This is a genomic window from Ruminococcus sp., assembly GCF_016287535.1.
Taxonomy (GTDB): domain Bacteria; phylum Bacillota; class Clostridia; order Oscillospirales; family Ruminococcaceae; genus Ruminococcus.
Genome location: NZ_JAEFAJ010000009.1, coordinates 54,745 through 70,529, shown reverse-complemented (window position 1 = coordinate 70,529; position 15,785 = coordinate 54,745). Strand labels below are relative to the sequence as shown.

13 protein-coding genes and 1 other annotated feature (1 of these 14 running past the window's edge) are annotated in these 15,785 nt (G+C 46.0%); of the genes, 11 read left to right on the top strand and 2 right to left on the bottom strand.

What is annotated here, in order from left to right:
- Positions 1–64: a binding site (T-box leader), on the top strand; it begins 144 nt to the left of the window's first position.
- A gap of 51 nt (positions 65–115) precedes the next feature.
- The 4 genes from QZZ36_RS05705 to QZZ36_RS05690 all read left to right on the top strand — a co-directional run bounded on the left by QZZ36_RS05705 (position 116) and on the right by QZZ36_RS05690 (position 3,887).
- Positions 116–577, top strand: a complete 462-nt coding sequence (locus QZZ36_RS05705; protein ID WP_295078196.1) for a hypothetical protein — start codon at positions 116–118, stop codon at positions 575–577.
- Between the two features lie 109 nt (positions 578–686).
- Positions 687–1,940 carry a hypothetical protein gene (locus tag QZZ36_RS05700; RefSeq protein WP_295078193.1) on the top strand — a complete coding sequence of 418 codons (1,254 nt, stop codon included), beginning with the start codon at positions 687–689 and terminating at the stop codon, positions 1,938–1,940.
- 14 nt (positions 1,941–1,954) lie between these two features.
- The gene (gene tyrS / locus QZZ36_RS05695; RefSeq protein WP_295078190.1) at positions 1,955–3,172 is read left to right on the top strand and encodes a tyrosine--tRNA ligase; all 1,218 of its coding nucleotides are present in this window, start codon (positions 1,955–1,957) and stop codon (positions 3,170–3,172) included.
- Between the two features lie 151 nt (positions 3,173–3,323).
- On the top strand, positions 3,324–3,887 hold the full coding sequence (locus tag QZZ36_RS05690; RefSeq protein WP_295078187.1) for a type II secretion system protein: 564 nt from the start codon (positions 3,324–3,326) through the stop codon (positions 3,885–3,887).
- Between the two features lie 143 nt (positions 3,888–4,030).
- Here QZZ36_RS05690 and QZZ36_RS05685 read toward each other — a convergent pair whose 3' ends face one another.
- On the bottom strand, positions 4,031–4,975 hold the full coding sequence (locus QZZ36_RS05685; RefSeq protein WP_295078184.1) for an RING finger protein: 945 nt from the start codon (positions 4,973–4,975) through the stop codon (positions 4,031–4,033).
- Positions 4,976–5,246: 271 nt separating this feature from the next.
- Between QZZ36_RS05685 and QZZ36_RS05680 the strand changes: the two genes are divergently transcribed.
- The 7 genes from QZZ36_RS05680 to QZZ36_RS05650 all read left to right on the top strand — a co-directional run bounded on the left by QZZ36_RS05680 (position 5,247) and on the right by QZZ36_RS05650 (position 14,105).
- Entirely contained in the window at positions 5,247–6,512 is a 1,266-nt protein-coding gene (locus QZZ36_RS05680; protein WP_295078180.1) for an insulinase family protein, read from the top strand.
- Positions 6,512–7,789, top strand: a complete 1,278-nt coding sequence (locus QZZ36_RS05675) for a pitrilysin family protein (RefSeq protein ID WP_295078177.1) — start codon at positions 6,512–6,514, stop codon at positions 7,787–7,789. Before QZZ36_RS05680 ends, QZZ36_RS05675 begins: the two co-directional genes overlap by 1 nt.
- 3 nt (positions 7,790–7,792) lie before the next feature.
- Positions 7,793–8,941 carry a prolipoprotein diacylglyceryl transferase gene (lgt, locus tag QZZ36_RS05670; RefSeq protein ID WP_295078174.1) on the top strand — a complete coding sequence of 383 codons (1,149 nt, stop codon included), beginning with the start codon at positions 7,793–7,795 and terminating at the stop codon, positions 8,939–8,941.
- A 1-nt stretch (position 8,942) separates the two neighbouring features.
- Positions 8,943–9,800 (top strand): bifunctional methylenetetrahydrofolate dehydrogenase/methenyltetrahydrofolate cyclohydrolase FolD, encoded by an 858-nt coding sequence (gene folD, locus QZZ36_RS05665; protein ID WP_295078170.1) that lies wholly within the window; start codon positions 8,943–8,945, stop codon positions 9,798–9,800.
- A 630-nt stretch (positions 9,801–10,430) separates the two neighbouring features.
- Complete coding sequence (locus QZZ36_RS05660) at positions 10,431–11,807, top strand: MBOAT family O-acyltransferase (RefSeq protein WP_365685755.1); 1,377 nt, start codon at positions 10,431–10,433, stop codon at positions 11,805–11,807.
- Positions 11,808–11,819: 12 nt separating this feature from the next.
- The gene (locus QZZ36_RS05655) at positions 11,820–12,764 is read left to right on the top strand and encodes a GDSL-type esterase/lipase family protein (protein ID WP_295078164.1); all 945 of its coding nucleotides are present in this window, start codon (positions 11,820–11,822) and stop codon (positions 12,762–12,764) included.
- Between the two features lie 24 nt (positions 12,765–12,788).
- Positions 12,789–14,105, top strand: coding sequence for a protein kinase (locus QZZ36_RS05650; RefSeq protein ID WP_295078161.1), 1,317 nt, complete (start codon positions 12,789–12,791; stop codon positions 14,103–14,105).
- 29 nt (positions 14,106–14,134) lie between these two features.
- Here the strand turns inward: QZZ36_RS05650 and QZZ36_RS05645 are convergent, their stop codons facing one another.
- Positions 14,135–15,406, bottom strand: a complete 1,272-nt coding sequence (locus QZZ36_RS05645) for a hemolysin family protein (RefSeq protein ID WP_295078158.1) — start codon at positions 15,404–15,406, stop codon at positions 14,135–14,137.
- Between the last annotated feature and the right edge of the window lie 379 nt (positions 15,407–15,785).

The window sequence follows — 15,785 nt, the reverse complement described above, 5'->3', positions numbered from 1 at the left end:
AGCTTCAAAAGGTCGGCTCAGCCCGGCAAATCGGGGTGGTACCGCGAGTAACTTCGCCCCCGGACAGTTTTCCGCTGTTCGGGGGCTTTTATTATTTTGGAAAGGACGACGGACAATGAAAAGAACTATAGGTTACCTCAGTCTCGGACTTGCGGTCTTTCTGTTCTCACTGCTCATGCTGTACATCGGCTTTATCAGCCCTGCCAAGTCAGGCAGCAGCTCCCCTTTTATACGCATGACCGTCTGTACAGTCCTGTCCGTAGTAGGTATAGCCCTGTTCACAAGATATATACACCCTGTCTCCGGACTTGCCGGTCTTGACAGCGCATGGCTCAATCTCTGCTTTACGACAGCGCTTCTGCTATCGCTTTTCGTGCAGTTCGTCACCTTCGGGAACAGCACCGTTGAGCCCTATCTGTCAGCCCTTTCTGAAAAAAGCGCCGGAGCTCCGGGCGAAACCTTCTACGGTTACGTTAAATACTTTTTTATGGGCGGACACGCTCTCATTGCCGTCCGCACCTTTATACACTCCGCTTTCCTCGGTCTGCTGAAAGCCATAATGAAGCACGCGGACTGAACAGTATTACCGAAAGGTCGTGATATACATGAAAACGCCCGACGTTTTCATTGCTTATAAGGGAGTGATTTGATTGTCAAAATATAAATTACACTTTGGTTGTCGAATCATGAATCCCGAAAATGCTAAGCTTACTCGTGAAAATTATGCAGAAATAAATGATGTGACACGAAAGAATTCATTTTTTTCAAATAAATCTTATTTTAAAGGATTAAGTGTTGACGAAGCAAACGAAAAATATTGGAATACAATAAAAAACATAAAACTCAATGAATACAAAAAAGAAAAGCTTTCATACATAAATCTAATTAAAGAATTAAATGATTCTACTCAAAAGGAAGCTTTATTAAAAAGTTTCATCAGAACAGAGACTATCAAAAGAATTAACCAAGAATTCGAGAGCAACAGAATGTTTTACATTGAATCACAAGATCCTGAGAAGCAATTGTTCGGAAAAAAATATGAAGAAGTATTAAAAAGGGACAATATCGACGATAATTGTGATGACCTAATCAAGGAAAAATTCATGCAGTTCAAACTTGATAAAGAGAAAATCAAATATTATGACAAAAACAATTTACTTTGGATAAGAATGCCTCATATATTAAAAAAATGGTATAAATTAAACCCTAAACAAAATAGTTCATTCGATATCCCTGATGATTGGTTAAAAGAATATTTTTTAAAGAAAGCACCTTATTATACAAATACAGAATGTAAAATAATGCAAGAACGCGCCCTTAAAAACTTTGATAACAATATAAAATATTTTAATTCCTTAAATTCTAAAGATTTTAACACTGAAATAAATAATTTTCTAATTAACTATCCAACATTTGAAGTTGTTGATGATTTAAAGAAATATGCAAATATTTCAGGCGTATATGTAATGATACTCGATGAGTATAAACAGCTCTATATTGGAATATCTCGATGCAAACAAGGTATAAAAGGCAGAATACAAGCACATTGGCAAAGCATAAAGCCTTTAGATAAACTAATATGGGGCAGTCCAGAATACTCTATTCTAAGTATTGATTCTTTTCGCGCTTATGATACAACAAGGATACTTGTTGAACCTCATCCCGAGTTTGGGGAAATGGTTTTGAATGAAAACGGTACACCTAAAAAAAGAAATTTCTTAGGTATCTCTTGTAATGTGCGAAATGCGGATGAATACTTAGCATCAAAAGAATTCAAATTAATAAAAAATGCGTTTTCACAAAAATACTTATGCAATCGTTGCCATGGAGGCGGAAGGTCCATGGAAAACGCTGTAGCCTCGTTACAAGGTCACGAATTATGTGAAGAATCTAAAACACAACTTGAGGCTACAAAGAAAAACTTACACAAATTATTATAAAGGAGAAATAAATCATGACTACTTTTGAAGAACTCAAGCGCAGAGGTCTCCTCGCGCAGCTCACAGACGAAAATGAAATAGAGGAGCTTGTCAACGCAGGCAAGGCTACCTTTTACATCGGTTTCGACCCCACAGCGGACTCCCTCCATGTAGGTCACTTCATGGCGCTCTGCCTTATGAAGAGACTCCAGATGGCAGGCAACAAGCCTATAGTTCTTATCGGCGGCGGCACAGCCATGATAGGCGACCCCTCCGGCAAGACCGATATGCGCAAGATGATGACCCCTGAGACCATACAGCACAATGTTGACTGCTTCAAGAAGCAGATGAGCCGCTTTATCGACTTCTCCGAGGACAAGGCTATCGTTGTCAACAATGCGGACTGGCTCATGAACCTCAACTACATAGAAGTTCTCCGTGAAGTCGGCGCACATTTCAGCGTAAACCGTATGCTCACAGCAGAGTGCTACAAGCAGAGACTTGAGCGCGGTCTTTCCTTCCTTGAATTCAACTACATGATAATGCAGAGCTACGACTTCTACCAGCTATTCCAGAAATACGGCTGCAATATGCAGTTCGGCGGCGACGACCAGTGGAGCAATATGCTTGGCGGTACGGAACTCATAAGAAGAAAGCTTGGCAAGGACGCTTACGCTATGACCATCACACTTCTCCTCAACTCCGAGGGCAAGAAGATGGGCAAGACCGAAAAGGGCGCAGTATGGCTCGATCCCGAAAAGACCACTCCTTACGAGTTCTTCCAGTACTGGAGAAATGTTGACGACGCCGACGTTATCAAGTGCCTGAAAATGCTCACCTTCGTACCTGTAGAGCAGATAGAGGAAATGGAAAAGACTATGGAAGGAGCTCAGTTCAACGCGGCAAAGGAGCTTCTCGCTTATGAGCTCACAAAGCTCGTTCACGGTGAAGAGGAAGCTGAAAAGGCAAAGGCTGCCGCAAAGGCACTCTTCGGCGGAAGCGGTTCAGATGAGAATATGCCTGTGGCAGAAATAGATCCAGCCGACCTTACCGACGGTTCCATAGGACTTCTCAATCTTCTCGTCAAGGCAGAGCTTGCTCCGTCAGTATCCGAGGCAAGACGTCTCGTACAGCAGGGCGGCATCACTGTAAACGACGAAAAGAAGTCCGATCCCAAGGAAATGATCCGCCTTGAGGGTGATATAATAGTCCGCAAAGGTAAGAAAGCATTTAAAAAAGTTATTGTTAAATAATAACAAATTTAAATATTACAGAATAGCTACAATTGCCATTTTTTATGAATTTTTTGTAAATACCTCTTGACAAACACATCAAAAGGAATTATAATAATATCGGAAATTATTATTTTTTCAATTTGCATACTATGATCTGGGGGGATTAATAATGGCAAATTCTAAAAAGAATGGTTTTACACTTATTGAGTTGATAGTTGTTATAGCTATTATCGGGGTTCTTGCGGCTATTTTGGTGCCTGCAATGATGGGCTATATCAAGAAGTCAAGAAGATCTTCCGACATCTCAAGCGCAAAAACAATCTATGACTCTGTAATGGCAACCATCGCCGATAATGACGAGGCAGAAGAGTCATTATCGATGCAGAGCGAGAAGGACATTCCCGTTACCGTAAAATATGGCGGTGCGGAAGAAAAGTACACTCTCTCTGTTGCCTGTGCCAAGGATGGCGTAAAAAACGGCGGCGGTGATGCTTCACTCTGGAACGGTGCGGCTACTAAGACCGAACCATTTCAGGAGGAACTCAATACCGTGGTCGGCAAGACCAAAACGCCGGTAAAGTACACAAAGTCTGAGGAAGGCAAATTACTCAACCGCTGGTTCATCTGCTATCATGAAGATGATCCTTCGCAGATTGAGATCTGGGTCGGTGACGGAAAATCCAACGAACCTAAGTACAGAATGTACCCTGACAGGGACAGCAGGTACGTATGATTAACGTCATAAAGGTCATGTATGCAATGCATACATGACCTTTTTATTGCATTATTAAAGCTCCTGCTGCAAAAGCGCAAAGCCTGCAGAGGAGCTTTTTTATACATTACATCATTTTTCCGTGCCAAAAACATATCAGCGCGTTACAGCGTACTGAAATCCTGCATGGCAGTTATCATCTCATAGCCCATATAAAGAACGACTATCACGCCGTATTTTATAAGCATTACCAGAACCATATTTATCGGCTTTACGCCTCCGGCAGCCTTTATGTCAGCCGCGGTCCTGTGATCCTTCTTGAATCTTCTCAGCGAATTCATAGAAAAGCGGTAATACAGCCAGTTCGCAAAGAAGCATGATAAAGCCCGCAAGCCAAGATCCACAACGACCATTATATCCCGGAACTTTTCCACAGCTGGCTTGTTGTTGCTCACAAACGCCGCTATATCTTTAGGAAGGCTCCCGATACCCACGAGAAGGTTTTCGGGAAGGTTGAATAATACTCCGAGAACAGCGGCAAGTACAGCCCAGCCCCACATTTTTCTGTTCGCAAAGAAAAACGACGGAAAGAAAAAGCTGAACAGGTTAAAGGTAGGCTTTACACCGTTTTCCTTCATCTGCTTGAACTTGGGGATATAGTATATAGCGCTGGTACCGACAAAATCGGTGACCTCCTTCATTGTAGCTCCGCCCATATCCTCCTCCGGATCCAGTCCGAGGAATTTTATCGGATTCATCAGCTCTTCAGCTTCATGTGCTGAAAAAGGATCTCTTATCTGCTGACCGTTCTCAGTGCTGTTGTCTGCGCTGTCCGCGGTATAGTCCGAAAGCTCCGCACCGCAGCGGCTGCAGGATGTATCTGTGTATTTGTTCGGGAAATGGCATGAAGGACAGGTCCTGAAGCTCTGTTTCCTTGTTCTTTTCTCCCACTTCTCCCCTTTGGCATGAAGTTCTTCATTAGCGCACCTGTTGCCGATCATGTAGCATTCCCTGTGATGAGGAGTACCGCATTCCGGACAAACCACTATATCATCGTCAGCTGTGAATTCCTTATCGCATACAGGACACTTTTCGCCTGTGTATCTCATGTTCATGCCTCCTTTCTCAAACTGCTCAAAAACTCTTCATTATATTATACCACTTCTGACGTATAAAAATCAAGCTTTTCGATATAATATAAACTTTACGTTAATAAAAATAAAAAAAAATTAAAAATACTATGGTAATTTCTTTTTGATTGTGTTATAATAGAGTGTAAACCTGTTGACTGCCGGATATTGGAAATCCACTGTCATCAGGCAGCTTTTATGAAATAACGCTCATGCAATGCAGAGCTTTAACGATTGGAGTACGGATATTATGATATATCAGAGATCCTGCATAGGAAACGGCGTAGGCTTTACTTCTGTCACAGACGGAAAATTCAAGAGCCGTTCCCTTTCCGTATTCTTCCTTACGGAACTGCGCCCGGAAACTGCAGCAGTGAACAATCTGGCGGTCAGCGTGCTTACGAACTCGAACAGCAGATACAGGTCATACGCTGCATTCTCCGAAAAGCTGTCAGAGCTGTACGGAGCCATGCTCAGTTCGACAACAAGGAAAAAAAGCGATTCACAGATACTGGGAGTACGTGCAAGCTGGCTGGACAACAAGTATGCCATAGACGGCGAGGATATAAGCGGAGAGATGCGTGGAATCATAAAGAACTGCATTTTTTCTCCCGACGCTGATGACGGCGCATTCAGCGACGAATCATTTGCCATATCAAAAAAAGAGCTCCTCGACCGTATCGACTGCGAACTCAACGACAAGCATTCATATGCGCTTATGCAGGCTTCAAAGCTGGCATTCAGGGGCGAACCTGCCGCGACCGCAAGCTACGGCAACAGGGAAACTGCTCTTGCCGCCGACCCGCGCAGCACCTTCCGTGCTTATCAGGAGCTGCTGAAAACCGCCAGGATAGAGATATACTACGTATCCCCCGAAAAGGACGACTCCTTTGCGGATATGTTCCGCGAATGCTTCGCAGGTGTTGAAAGAGCGCCGATAGACCTTCATTTTTACTGTCCGAGCCCTCTGAAACCAGAGCCTGAGACAATCTCAGAGGAATTCGACGTGAACCAGTGCAAGATGGTAATGTCCTTCAAAACGGATACACAGGACAAATACGCGCTGAAAATGGCAAGCATCATCTACGGCGAGCTGCCCATATCAAAGCTTTTTGCAAATGTCCGTGAAAAAATGAGCCTCTGCTACTACTGCAGCAGCAATTCTTCATTCGTAAAGGGCACTCTGTCCGTGGATATAGGCGTTGACCGCTGCAATATCGAAAGGGCAAAGGCTGAGATACTTGCCCAGCTTGAGGAAATAAAGAACGGAAATATCACCGACGAGGAGACAGACGGTGCGATAATGGCGCTGGACAACGCTGTACAGCAGTGCGGAGATACGCCGTCCTCATATATATCATGGTACTTTGACTGCTTCTGCGATAACGACTTCATAACGCCGGAAGAACATTTCGCGCGTTTCCGCTCCGTGACAAGGGAGCGCATAATCGCAGCCGCAAGATCACTGAAACTTGACAGCATATATATCATGCTGAACAAGGAGGTGCATGACTGATGGAAAAGAAGATACTCACCAGCCGGCACACAGGTGACAGCTGCATACAGGTAAAGCACAGCAGCGGGCTGACAATATACATCTGTGAGATGCCCGGCTTCAGCGGAGTAGACGCGCTTTTCGGAACGAAGTACGGTTCTGTGAACACCATGTTCAGAACGTCTGCGGACAGCGGATATACCACCGTTCCGGAGGGTATCGCCCATTTTCTTGAACACAAGCTGTTCGAGAACGAGGAATGCGGCGTTTTTGAGCTGTTTGCAAAGACAGGAGCCATGTGCAACGCTTTCACATCATTCGACAAGACCTGCTACCTGTTCAGCTGCTCAAAGAATTATGAGGAAAACCTGGAGATACTCCTTGATTTTGTCCAGAAGCCCTTTTTCACCGAGGAAAACGTGGAAAAGGAAATGGGCATAATCAGCCAGGAGATACTGATGACCAACGATAACCCGGAATGGCGTGTATTCTTCAACATGATGGAGAATATGTACCACAGCCACCCGGTAAAGACCGATATCACCGGAACTGTCAGAAGCATACAGAATATCGACGCTCCTCTGCTCTACAAATGCTATGATACTTTCTACAATCTGAACAATATGGTGCTTTCAATAGCAGGAAACATAAATGCCGGCAAGGTGCTTGAAATATGCGACAAATGCCTGAAGCCCTGCGAGGACAACGGCCTTGAAACAGTATTTCCCGAAGAACCGGCGGAGATCGTTTCTCCCCGGATATGCGAGACCATGCCTGTCGGAGCTTCGATATTCCACATAGGATACAAATGCGCTCCCGGTGACGGCATAGAGAGACTGAAGAGGACCTCCGCCGCCTGTATAGCACTTTCACTTATAACCGATCCCGCCATGCCCATGTATGACCGCCTGCTCAAAGAAGGAGTGATAAACTCCACCTTCTGCGGCGAGGTATTCTACGGAAACGGCTATTTCTCACTTATATTCTCCGGGGAATCAGATGATCCCGAACGGGTAATGGACTCGATAAACGCCGAAACGGCAAGGCTCATATCCGAAGGGATAAGCGAAAAGGACTTCCAGCGTATCAAAAAATCAGCCTATGGTATGATGATACGTGAGCTGAACAACGTGGAAGCTGTATCAAATCTCATGCTAAACGCCTATATGGATAACGTCGGCCCCTATGACGCAATAGACGTACTGTATGAACTTACCAGCAGCGATGTTACTGATTTCCTGCGGAATGAAATGCATACTGACAGATGCGTTCTGTCTGTAATAGAAAAGGAGGCATAATCAATGACAACCGAAACATTCTTAGACGAACACGTAATACAATTCCCGAAGCTGGGCTGGTCCTTCAATATTGATCCCACCGCCTTCACCATTTTCGGCTTTAATATCCAGTGGTACGGAATTATCATTACATTCGGACTGATACTCGCACTTATATATGTGCTCCCGAAAATGAAACGCTTCGGACTTGACTCCGACAGAGCGATCGACGTTATAATCGGCGGAGTCATAGGCGGAATAATCGGTGCCCGCGCATATTATGTACTTATGCGCTGGGATGAATACAAATGGGACTGGAAAGCCATAATCAATACAAGGAACGGCGGTCTCGCAATTTACGGCGGTCTTATCGGCGCTATCATCGTTGGTTATGTTATCGCCCGTATCCGCAAGGTCAGAGCACTGCCCATGCTGGATATCGTATCCCTCGGCTTCCTTATCGGTCAGGGCATAGGCCGCTGGGGCAACTTCGTCAATCAGGAGGCATTCGGCATAAACACGGAGAATTTCCTCGGCATGACCGGCGGGACCATACAGCGTTCTATCAGCTACGATATGCAGATAGGCGGCAATATGTACTTCAATGATGTCAAGGTGCTCTGGGAAAAGCCGGTACATCCCTGCTTCCTTTACGAATCGCTCTGGTGTCTGCTGGGCTTTGCGATACTTGCTTTCTGGTCAAAGCGCAGGAAGTACGACGGACAGATATTCCTTATGTACCTCTCATGGTACGGCATTGAGCGCTTTATAGTCGAAGGACTCCGCACAGACAGTCTTATGCTCGGAAATATCCGTATATCACAGGCTCTTTCGGCGGTACTCTTCATACTTTCCGTGATACTTCAGATACTTCTGCTCGTAAGGAGGAAACGTGATCCCGAAAGCATGAAGCTATATGTAAATACCGAGGAATCCCACCAGCTCATAGAGGAATCCCGCAGGAAGCGCATGGGACTTTCCAAGGAGGACGCTAAGATCGACGGAAGCGACAGCGATCCTGATATACTTAACGATGATGATGACGACTTCGATATGTCCGAACTAAGCATACTCGGCGATGATGGCGACGACGAAAATGACAGCAGTGACGACAAAACTGAAGAAGCCGGCAGCCCGGATGAAAATTCCGGGGATAACAAGGAGGATAAATAACATGGCACAGATTATCGACGGAAAGGCAGTATCCGCAGCAGTAAAGCAGGAGGTAGCCGATGAAGCTGCAAAGCTCAGGGAAGAAAAAGGACTCAGAGTTGGTCTTGCAGTAGTTATCGTGGGAAACAATCCCGCTTCAAGGGTATACGTCAACAACAAAAAGAAAGCCTGCGAGGCTGTAGGCTTCCAGTCTTACGAGTACGCACTGGAGGAGTCCACAACGCAGGAACAGCTCCTCGACCTTGTGAACGTGCTCAACCGTGATACAAGAGTAAACGGCATACTGGTACAGCTCCCGCTCCCCAAGCATATCGACGAGAAGGCTATAATCAACGCTATCTCACCCGAAAAGGACGTTGACGCCTTCCACCCCATAAATGTAGGAAAGATAATGATCGGCGATTATTCCTTCCTCCCCTGCACTCCTGCCGGAGTTATGCGCCTTATCGAGAGCACGGGAACTGATATCACAGGCAAGCAGTGCGTAGTCATCGGCAGAAGCAATATCGTCGGCAAGCCGCAGGCAATGCTGCTCCTCCAGAAGAACGGAACAGTTACTATCTGCCACTCCAAGACAAAGAACCTCAAGGAAGTATGCCTCGGCGCTGATATCCTTGTAGTTGCAATAGGAAAAGCTAACTTCGTTACCGGCGACATGATAAAGGAGGGCGCTGTTGTTATCGACGTAGGCATGAACCGTCTCGACAACGGCAAGCTCTGCGGCGACGTTGATTTCGAGTCAGCGGAGAAGAAGGCTTCCTTCATTACTCCCGTACCCGGCGGCGTTGGTCCCATGACTATCGCCATGCTCATGAAGAACACCCTCACAGCCGCTAAACAGCAGGCAGGTATCGAGTGAGCCGTTAAGAACTAAGAGCTAAGAACTAAGAACTTAGTAGGGAACACCGCCAACAGGCGCCGCGACTTTCTGTCCTGCGGACATCTCCCTGTACTACATGAAGTCACTCGGCGTCCTGTTAATTCGGAATAATTTTCCGCCCGTGAATATGACACAGACCTCAGCAGCTCTGCTGGGGTTTGTTTTTTATGGGAACAATAAAAAGTTTCCATCTTTCTTCCTTTCCTTCTTGAACAGTTTAAATCATGAAAGTATATTGCATGGATAAAAGGAAGGAAGGCAGATTGTGTGTATCAGTGGATATTCTCAATTCGTCCGTGTAAGCGGACACCATAATTCCGAATTCCGCATTGACGGGCGCTGGTCAAGCGCCCCTGCAAAGCTAACGGCTAACGGCTCGGCGCACTCTGTGCGCCCATACTAATCACTAATAACTGATTACTAAAAAGCGGCGATTTACTGCAAATTGCTACATTATCCCAAAGCTATTGACAATTTATCGTCAAACGTGTAAAATAATAATGTATGAGTTTTTATAATGCTATTTTTCGCTGATTGCAGAAACAATAAAATTGCAGAAGCTCTAACAAATGAATTAACTAAAGGGTGATATATTTGGTATTCAGCAGCTTGGAATTTATTTTTATATTCCTGCCTGTTTTTATGATAGCTTACGCGGCTGTACGAAAAGAGTACAAGAATTTCGTGTTATTCACCGGAAGCGTTGTATTCTACAGCTTTGGCGTAAAAAAGCCGGTCTATATACTTCTTTTCCTGCTGACGGTACTGCTCAACTTCATAGTCGGGCAGTTCATAGAGCACAGCCGGCATACTAAAAAGCTTTGGCTTACCTTCGGCATACTATTCAACTTCTGGTGGCTGATATTCTTCAAATACTGGACCTTCGGCACTGAGAATATCAATCATTTCTTCCACCAGAGCTTCACCGTAAAGGATATTATCCTCCCAATAGGTATCAGCTTCTACACCTTCCAGAACGTCTCATACATAATAGACGTTTTCAGAGGCAAGGCTAAAGCCGAAAAGAACCTGATAAACTACGGAGCCTATATAACCATGTTCCCTCAGCTCATAGCAGGTCCTATCGTGACCTACGACCACGTTGCAAAGGAGCTGAAAAGCAGGACACACACCATTCAGAGAGTTGAGGACGGTCTCAAGACCTTTACCATAGGTCTCGGCTACAAGGTGCTTATCGCCAACCAGATAGGCGGTCTGTGGAGCGATATCGCTATGATAGGATATGAAAGCGTGTCCTCCCGTCTTGCGTGGCTGGGCATATTCGCCTACTCATTCCAGCTTTACTTCGACTTCTGCGGCTACTCCCTCATGGCGATAGGTCTCGGAAGAGTAATGGGATTTGATATCCCCAGGAACTTCGACCACCCCTATATGTCGCTGACAATGACTGAATTCTGGAGACGCTGGCATATCACTCTGGGCTCATGGTTCAGGGACTACATATATATCCCCCTCGGCGGAAACCGCAAGGGCAGCGGACGAATGGTGTTCAATACCTTTATAGTATGGCTGTTCACCGGTTTGTGGCACGGCGCCAGCTGGAATTTCGTACTGTGGGGAATGGTCCTGTTCCTCATAATAATGAGCGAGAAGTTCTGGACGGGCAAGACCCTCAATAAAATAAAGCCCCTCGGTCATGCGTATATGCTGCTTATCATACCGCTTACGTGGCTGATATTCGCAATAACCGACTTCCATGAGCTGGGCATCTACTTCAAAAGACTTCTCCCCTTCCTGCCGCAGAAGACATACGCGATAATGGAGGGAGACTATATACAGTACTGGAAGGATTACTGGAAATATTTCGCGGCGGCACTGGTATTCTCAACAAGGCTGCCGGAAGCACTTTACAAGAAAATAAAGAATTCCTTTATCACCGACATCGCCCTGCTTGCGGTATTCTGGGCTTCCGTATACTGTATGTACAAGGGACTTGACGATCCTTTCATGTATTTCAGATTTTAAGGAGAGAAAAAATTGAGCAAGTTAAAACAATGCATATATACAGTGATACTTCTTATCACCTGCTTTGTCGCTTCACCTTTCATATATAAGCAGATATGGAACAACAGTGAAATAAAAAAGCAGAAGGCAGCGGCAAAGGAGACCGTTGCCGCAACTCAGCCATCTGAAGCTTCAACCGCTCCTCAGGAGGGAACTACCGAAGCGCAGCCCTCCTCCGATGGTGAAACTGCTCCAACAGAACCGTCTACTGAACCTGATACTTCGCATAACATTTTCACAGCAAGCGGTCCGGAATACTTCGATGACGCTCTGTTCATAGGAGACTCGCGTACAGTCGGCATAAAGCTCTACGGCACGCTGAAAAACGCGGATTATTTCTGCGACAAGGGTCTTATGGTATCACGCATAGATGATTCGACTGTGGACAATATGACGGCATGGGACAAGCTCCGCAAGAAGCAGTATGCTAAAATATACGTAATGCTCGGCGTAAACGAGATCGGAAACGACATCGAGGGCACTACGGCAAAGTACAGACGCTTCATCGACGGCATCAAGGAGGCGCAGCCAAACGCTGTCATCTATTTACAGGCAAATCTCCACGTTGCTTCATACAAGGAGGATTCTGTCATAAACAACGAGAGGATAAACACCCTCAACGGCAATCTTCAGGCAATGGCTGACAACAGCAGGATATACTATATAGATGTAAACCCGGTATTCGATGATGAAAACGGCGCTCTTCAGGCGGACATCACAAGTGACGGCTTACACGTTTTAGCAAGGTACTACACCGACTGGTGCGACTGGCTCTGTCAGAATACGGTCGCTGTCAGCCCGGCTGCGGCAACTGCCCCGGCAGCAGATAATAAGTCTCAGACTGAATATACTTCCGAAGCAGCCGAGACCACCACTTCCAACAAAAAACCGCAGAACGAAGAATTTTCCAACCTTTGATCTTAAAAGCGAAAGGAGCATATCATGGCAGAACTCAAAGTAGGCTACACAGGCAGAACTATATATAATTCCACATTCACTATCCTTGAATTCCTCGGCGGAGGCGGACAGGGAAACGTATACAGAGTCGAGTGCAACGGTAAACAAATGGCGCTCAAATGGTATCACAAGTCCACCGTTGACAAGATGAAGAATCCTCAGGAATTCTATGAGAACCTCAAGGCAAACATAAAAAAAGGCGCTCCCACCAAGGCTTTCCTCTGGCCAGAGGAGCTTTCAGACTGGATAGACGGTTCCTTCGGTTATATCATGCCTCTTCGTCCTGCAGGATACGAGGAGCTCACACGCTTTCTCCTGTGGGACCCTAAAACACGCCGCATGAAGGCAAGCTTCGCAAATATAACCGCTCGCTGCAACGCAGCTATAAATATAATAGAAGGCTTCCGCGCCCTGCATAACGACGGTTACAGCTATCAGGACCTCAATAACGGAAACTTCTTCATCGACCCTAAGAACGGCGATGTGCTTATATGCGACAACGACAATGTCTCTGAGCGCGGCGTGAACTTCGGCATTGCCGGCAAGCAGCGCTATATGGCTCCGGAGGTAGTCCTCGGCGGCTCTCCCGACAAGCGCTCGGACCGCTTCTCACTGGCTGTAATACTCTTCCGTATGCTATTCATAGAGCACCCGCTGGAGGGAAAATATTCCACTCCGCCATGTATGACGCCGGAGCTTGAAAAGAAATTCTACGGCTCCGACCCTGTATTCGTTCTCGACCCTGAGGACGACCGCAACGCTGCAAACAATCAGCTGAATACAAATACTCTCCGCTTCTGGAAGATATATCCCGACTATATCCGTGACCTGTTCATAGAGTCCTTCGGAAAGAAGTCGGTACAGCCTCCCTATGACCGTGTTATCGAAATGACATGGCTCGACGCTTTCGTAAAGCTCAGGAGCGAGACAGTTCCCTGCCCTCACTGCGGCAAGGAGACATTCATAACTCCCAAATACTCGGTAAGCTGTATGTACTGCGGCGGTCAGCTGACCTGCACCGAGAGTATAAAGTTCAAGCGCTTTGAGCTCCCTGCATTCGGCGGAGCCAAGCTGTACGAGGGTATGGCAAGCGATACCGAGGGCGACTTCCACAAGATCATCGGCGAGGTAGTCCGCAACAAGAAGGACCCCAGCAAACACGCTCTCCGCAATCTCACACAGCAGACATGGAACGTAAAGCTTCCTGACAATACAGTAAAAACAGTTGATCCTAACGGCATTATGCCTATAAACAAGGACTTTGTCCTCACTATCGGCAGAAGCGAAGGAACAGTAGAATAAATAAAAAGGGACTGTATACAGTCCCTTTTTCATTCTTCATCCTCGTCCTCTTCCTCATTGTCATCAACAGGGAGAACCTCTATTATGACCTTTTCCACAGTCTGCTCATTAACTTCTGCGACTGTGATACGGAAGATGCCGCACTCGGCAGTTTCGCCTGCCTCCGGGATATGCTCCATAACGTCGGTCACCCAGCCTCCGACCGAGGTATAATCCGTAGTTATCATATTCTCGTCGAGGTCGAGCATTTCCAGCATATCGCTTATGCTCATATCTCCTGCCACCTCGTATTTGTCGGGAGCAAGCATCATTATATTGGTCTCTATCTCGTCGTCCTCGTCGTAAATCTCGCCAACGAGCTCCTCGATTATGTCTTCAAGGGTAACTATGCCCTTTGTGCCGCCGTACTGGTCGATGACCACGGCAAGGTGTACCTTTGAGCGCTGCATATCGCGCATAGCCTCGCTTATGAGCTTGGTATCGGCAATATGCGGTACCTCCTGTATTATAGGAGTGATATCGCTGCCGCCCTCAATAAGCATCTTGAAGAACGCCTTGTTGGTAATGATACCCTTGATATCATCGAGGCTCTTCTCATATACCGGCAGACGGGAGTACATCTCCCTGCTGAAAAGCTCCTTTATCTCGTCGATAGTCGAGCCCAGCTCAACGCCTATGACCTTGACTCTCGGAATAAGTATCTCATTTACGGTAATCTCGTCAAATTCAAGAGCGCTCTTGACCAGCTCGCTCTCCTGCTCCTCGATAACGCCCTGCTCCTCGATCTCGTCGATCATATACTTCAGCTCGTCCTCAGTTACGCTCGGAGCTTCATCGCCCTTGGATATAACAGATGAAAGCTTGTTGAGCAGCCATACAAAGGGCTTGAACACCGTAACAAGGAAGGTCAGCGGCGGCGCAAAAGCAAGGGCAAGCTTCTCCGCGTTCTTCTTGGCGTAGGACTTTGGCAGCACCTCACAGAATATCAGCACAAGCACAGTAACGACTATAGTAGAAACAGCCGGTCCCTTGCTTCCCACCAATTTTATGAACAACAGTGTGCTCACTGATGATGTAGCGATATTTACGATATTGTTGCCTATAAGCACTGCCGTCAGCACCTCATCGAAGCGGTTGGCGAGCTTCAGAGCCTTTTTAGCCTTTTTGCTGCCCTGAGCCTCATAATTTTTGAGGCGGAGCTTGTTTACACTGGAAAAAGCGGTCTCAGTACCTGAAAACAGGGCTGAAAATATCATCATCGCAATGACGAGAACTATCTTCCATATATCTGAATTGTCCATAAATTTCCTTTCCTTATATAATAATATTTTTTATTATACCATACATTACCGAAAATAGCAAGACAAGTTCAGAAAAACTTGCATACCTTTTTATTGCATAGGTTATAACTCCCGTAACTGCGAATATGTGAGAAATGTGATGATACCGTCACAGCGTGAATTTCCGCTCAGATTTCCGCCGCGTGGATAAAAAGCGCTGAAAAACGTGATATACCGCGCTGTTTTCTGTTATCTCCTTTTCACATTTTTCACATTGACCGCAGAAATGTGAAAAAAATTACACAAAAACTTCTCAAAAGCTATACAATTACCGCAAATCAGTATCACAATGGCTGAATATAATATAATCACAGGCTGAGGGAGGACCTCAGAAAAAAAC